Consider the following 4,324-nt stretch of genomic DNA (forward strand, 5'->3'; position numbering starts at 1 on the left):
GCAATGTGGCCTAAGCGGTTAAGCTGCTCGGTCAGTTGCTTGCCGGCTATGGTATCGGCAGGGAAGACAAAGTGTTTGCCCTGACTTTTGACGCTGTACCCCACTGTCGGCACGCTATGCTCGACGGCAAAGGCTTTAATTTCCATACCTTCAAGCTCTATGCATTCACCCGGGTGAATTTCTTTAAAGGTTAGTATCGGCTCCGGTCCTTCGGTCATGCTGCTGAGTTCAGGCCAGATATCGCCGTTAAAAATGTTATTCTTCAGCTTCTCCAGGGTATGAGCCTGTGCGTATACGGTGACGGGTAAGTGCTCACTTCCGTACTGGTTACTTAAAAAGGTAGGGAGGGCCGCTATGTGGTCCATGTGTGAATGGGTTAAAAACACATGCCGAACTTGGTGCATTTGTGCCAGGCTGAGTTGATTCAGACCGGTGCCTGCGTCAATCACAATGTTATGATTGAGCTGAATACAGGTTGAACCGCCTTTGTTGTCGCCGCTGAGTCCGCCGCTGCAGCCAAGCACTTGAATATTCACAATCTGTTCCCATCTTGGTTTACACTGTAGTGAAAGATTATCACATTAATACTGCCGAGGAGGCTACATGCAAAACGCACCGACGAAAAGCTCTCCAGTGATGCCGCAACTCATTATTCTGACCTTGTTTTGGGTTGGGCTGCAGTTGGTGGCAACCTGGGTAAAAGACGACTTTTCACATGTCAGCCAGTACATCAGTGAAATTAATGCCACCGGCAGTACTGCGGCGGGCGCTTTTGGCTGGGTGGGTTTTATTCCTCTGGCGATGATTTCCTTCGGCGTTTTGTTAACAGCCCGGCCGCATTTGCGGGTGCAAGGCATTAGTCATTTAGGCTGGGCGTTACTGTTTTTCTATCCGGTTGCTTATCTCGGTGCGGCTATAGCGCCCTGCGACCTGGGCTGTCCGACGGACGGCTCCAGCTCTCAGGCGTTACATAATATTATCAGCATAGTCAGTTACTTTGGCTTCGCGCTGGGCACCTTGCTGCTGACCTTTACACCAAGAACTACCTGGCCGGTGCGTTGCGCGTTTGTCCTGCTGTCAGTGATTATTGCTTTAGGCTTTGTATTGATGATTAATCCAGAGCTGGCAGAGGTGCGCGGTGCCATGCAACGTTATGTTGAGCTGGCGCAGTTGGTCGTGTTTTGGCTGTTGCTGTGGCTGAAGCCTGCAGAAGCCGACGGAGGTAGCGATGAGTAATTCCGTTCGTTTAAGTATTGAAGGTATGAGTTGTGCGTCCTGCGTTGGGCGTGTCGATAAGGCGCTTAATGGTCTGGATGGTGTTGAAGATGCCTCGGTTAACCTGGCGTCGGACAGTGCCGAAGTAACTTACTCTGACAAGGTTTCTGTCAATGATCTGATTAAGGCGGTGAAAGGTGCGGGCTATGATGCCCACGAAGTGCTTGATCGCGATAAGCAAATGCGCGAGCAACGTGAGCAACAGGCAAAGGAGATGCGAACGTTAAAAGGCCAGTTATGGCTTTCAGCGTTGTTGACGCTGCCGGTGTTTATCCTTGCTATGGGCAACCATATGGTGCCGGTATTTTCCGAGTGGGTGCATAACTCACTAGGGTTACAGAACAGCTGGTGGGTACAGTTAGTGCTTACTACTGTGGTGCTTGCGGTTCCCGGTGCGCGTTTTTATAAATTGGGCATTCCTGCGCTATTCCGCGGGGCACCGGACATGAATTCTTTGGTGGCTCTGGGCGCTACCGCAGCCTGGGGTTACTCGGTAGTGGCAACAATTGTTCCTTCGTGGCTGCCGAGCGAGTCAGTGAACGTTTACTTCGAAGCTTCGGCGGTTATTGTCACGCTGATTCTGGCCGGACGCTTTATGGAAGCGCGCGCTAAAAGCCATACCTCGGACGCGATTCAGCGACTGATGAGTCTGCAAAGCAAAACCGCACGTGTGGTGCGGGACGGTGAGGTGACCGAAGTCGATATTGCTGAACTGGGTAAAGGTGATGAAATTGAAGTGCGTCCGGGCGAGCGTATTGCACTGGATGGCGAAGTGTCTTCCGGTGACAGTTATGTGAACGAAGCCATGATAACCGGTGAACCTGAGCCAGTGCATAAAGAAAAAGGCGATAAAGTGGTCGGCGGTACCCTGAACGAAAAAGGGACGCTGCGCTTTAAAGTGACGGCGACCGGCGAAGGCACAGTGCTGGCGCAGATCATTCGTATGGTTGAGCAGGCTCAGGGCAGTAAATTGCCGATTCAGGATACTGTGAACCGCATTACATTATGGTTTGTACCGGCGGTCATGCTGGTGGCTCTGCTGACCTTTGTGGTGTGGTATTTTGCGGCGAGTGAGTCAGCACTCACATTCGCTTTGGTAAACGCGGTGGCCGTGTTAATAATTGCCTGCCCCTGCGCGATGGGGCTGGCAACGCCTACGTCTATTATGGTGGGGACCGGTCGAGGTGCTGAAATGGGCGTGCTATTCCGTCAGGGCAGTGCGTTGCAGGCGTTGCAGCAGTCGAAAGGCGTTATTTTTGATAAAACCGGTACACTGACAGAAGGCAAACCAACCATTACCGACTGGCTTACCCTGAGTGACTTTGAGGAAAAAGAGGTGCTGACATTAGCCGCCTCGGTTGAAGCTAAGTCAGAACACCCCACTGCAGAAGCTCTGGTCAACTATGCCAAAGAACATGACATTAAAGTGAGCGAGCCTGACAGTTTTGAAGCCATTTCCGGTTTGGGTGCTACGGGTAAAGTCGATGGTAAAACGCTTTACATTGGTACCAGCGAGTTAATGCAGGACAACGGTATTGCGCTTGATAACGAACCTGATGACGCGAAAAACTGGTCTGAAAGTGGCCGCACACCCATTTACGTGGCTGTGGATGGCAAGCTTGCTGCGGTATTTACTCAGGATGATCCGATTAAATCCAGCGCCAAAGAGCTGATTAAGCGCTTGCATGATGACGGCCTGAAAACGGCAATGGGCACAGGAGATGCCGAGTCCACTGCAAAACGCATTGCCAAAGAACTGGGCATTGACGAAGTGGTAGCTAACGTTAAACCCGATGGCAAAGTGGATGCCGTAAAGCGCCTTAAGAAGGAGTGGGGTCAAGTCATATTTGTAGGGGACGGTATTAATGATGCGCCGGCATTGGCCTCTGCTGATGTGGGTTTTGCTATCGGAACCGGTACCGACGTGGCGATTGAATCCGCCGATGTGGTACTGATGTCAGATAATCTGACCGTGGTGCAGCAGTCCTTCGCCTTGTCAGAAGCAACCATGCGCAATATTCATCAGAATTTATTCTGGGCGTTTGCTTATAATACCGCACTGATTCCTGTCGCTGCCGGCGTACTGTATCCGTTTTTTGGTATTTTGCTGTCGCCTATGCTGGCGGCAGGTGCTATGGCGCTGTCCAGTGTCTTTGTCATAACCAACGCGCTGCGTCTTAAAACAGTAAGCCTGGAGAAATAGTAAGCATGAAAGTTGGAGTTTTTGATAGCGGTGTGGGTGGTTTAACAGTAGCGCGGTCACTGCAGCAAAGCGCTTGTTTCAGCGAGTTGCTGTATTACGGAGACACCGCCCGGGTGCCTTACGGTAGCAAGGACAGCAATACGGTCACGCGCTACGCGCTGGAAGCTGTGGAGTTTTTTAACGGCGCCGATGTAGACTGCCTGGTGGTAGCCTGTAATACCGTGAGTGTGACTGCTTTAGAGCAAATGCAGAAGTTCTCTAACAAGCCAGTTTACGGGGTGCTGGAGCCAGGTGTTATGGCACTGCAGCAACTGCAGGGTATTGATACCAGCGCCCGGGTACTGGTTATTGCTACGCGGTCGACCATAAACTCCGGTGCCTACCAGCAGCAAATACAAGCGTTGGGTTATAGCCAGGTAGGCGCTATGCCTACGCCGTTGTTTGTGCCTATTGTGGAAGAAGAGCTTTACGACGGGCCGATACTGCAGGAAACTTTTAAGCATTATTTCAGCAAGCTTGAAAAGCCGGACGTGGTGCTGCTGGGCTGCACGCACTTTCCGTTGATAGCCGACAGCATTTCCAACTACTTCAACGGCGCCAAAACCATCCATTCCGGCGAGGCCATGCTGTCCTGGCTAAAGCAACATCTGGACTTAAGCGCCCAGTTTGAAAGCACACCATTGCACATCATAGCCACCGAAAACGTCGACGCCGTCAAACGCACAGCCACCCGCTGGGGCCTGAAACTTTAATCCCAGGGGCAGGCTTCGCCGGCAATTCGGCTGAGAAAAGAACTCGTGGCTTGAGGAGACGCTGCAAGTTCATCCATGAACGCTTGACGAAGGC

The 4,324-nt window shown here is 51.8% G+C and carries 4 protein-coding genes; 3 read left to right on the top strand and 1 reads right to left on the bottom strand.

Going from position 1 to position 4,324, the window contains the following annotated elements; all coding sequences use genetic code 11:
- A partial coding sequence (locus B3180_RS10575; RefSeq protein WP_286844409.1) for a 3',5'-cyclic-nucleotide phosphodiesterase occupies window positions 1-536 on the bottom strand: 536 nt, incomplete at its 3' end.
- A gap of 67 nt (window positions 537-603) precedes the next feature.
- Between B3180_RS10575 and B3180_RS10580 the strand changes: the two genes are divergently transcribed.
- Genes B3180_RS10580 through murI form a run of 3 tightly spaced genes read left to right on the top strand, consistent with a single transcriptional unit; the run spans window position 604 to window position 4,230 of the window.
- Entirely contained in the window at window positions 604-1,236 is a 633-nt protein-coding gene (locus B3180_RS10580) for a DUF998 domain-containing protein (RefSeq protein WP_199494092.1), read from the top strand.
- On the top strand, window positions 1,229-3,478 hold the full coding sequence (locus B3180_RS10585) for a heavy metal translocating P-type ATPase (protein WP_286844410.1): 2,250 nt from the start codon (window positions 1,229-1,231) through the stop codon (window positions 3,476-3,478). Before B3180_RS10580 ends, B3180_RS10585 begins: the two co-directional genes overlap by 8 nt.
- 5 nt (window positions 3,479-3,483) lie before the next feature.
- The gene (gene murI, locus B3180_RS10590; protein WP_278358198.1) at window positions 3,484-4,230 is read left to right on the top strand and encodes a glutamate racemase; all 747 of its coding nucleotides are present in this window, start codon (window positions 3,484-3,486) and stop codon (window positions 4,228-4,230) included.
- Window positions 4,231-4,324: the final 94 nt, after the last annotated feature.

The sequence above is a fragment of the Idiomarina sp. UBA4206 genome (assembly GCF_002383015.1).
In the GTDB taxonomy this organism is placed as follows: domain Bacteria; phylum Pseudomonadota; class Gammaproteobacteria; order Enterobacterales; family Alteromonadaceae; genus Idiomarina; species Idiomarina abyssalis.

Bases quoted from the DNA above. Each gene is read 5' to 3' on its own strand.
- B3180_RS10585 (WP_286844410.1), top strand. From the start codon at position 1,229: ATGAGTAATTCCGTTCGTTTAAGTATTGAAGGTATGAGTTGTGCGTCC.
- murI (WP_278358198.1), top strand. From the start codon at position 3,484: ATGAAAGTTGGAGTTTTTGATAGCGGTGTGGGTGGTTTAACAGTAGCG.
- B3180_RS10580 (WP_199494092.1), top strand. From the start codon at position 604: ATGCAAAACGCACCGACGAAAAGCTCTCCAGTGATGCCGCAACTCATT.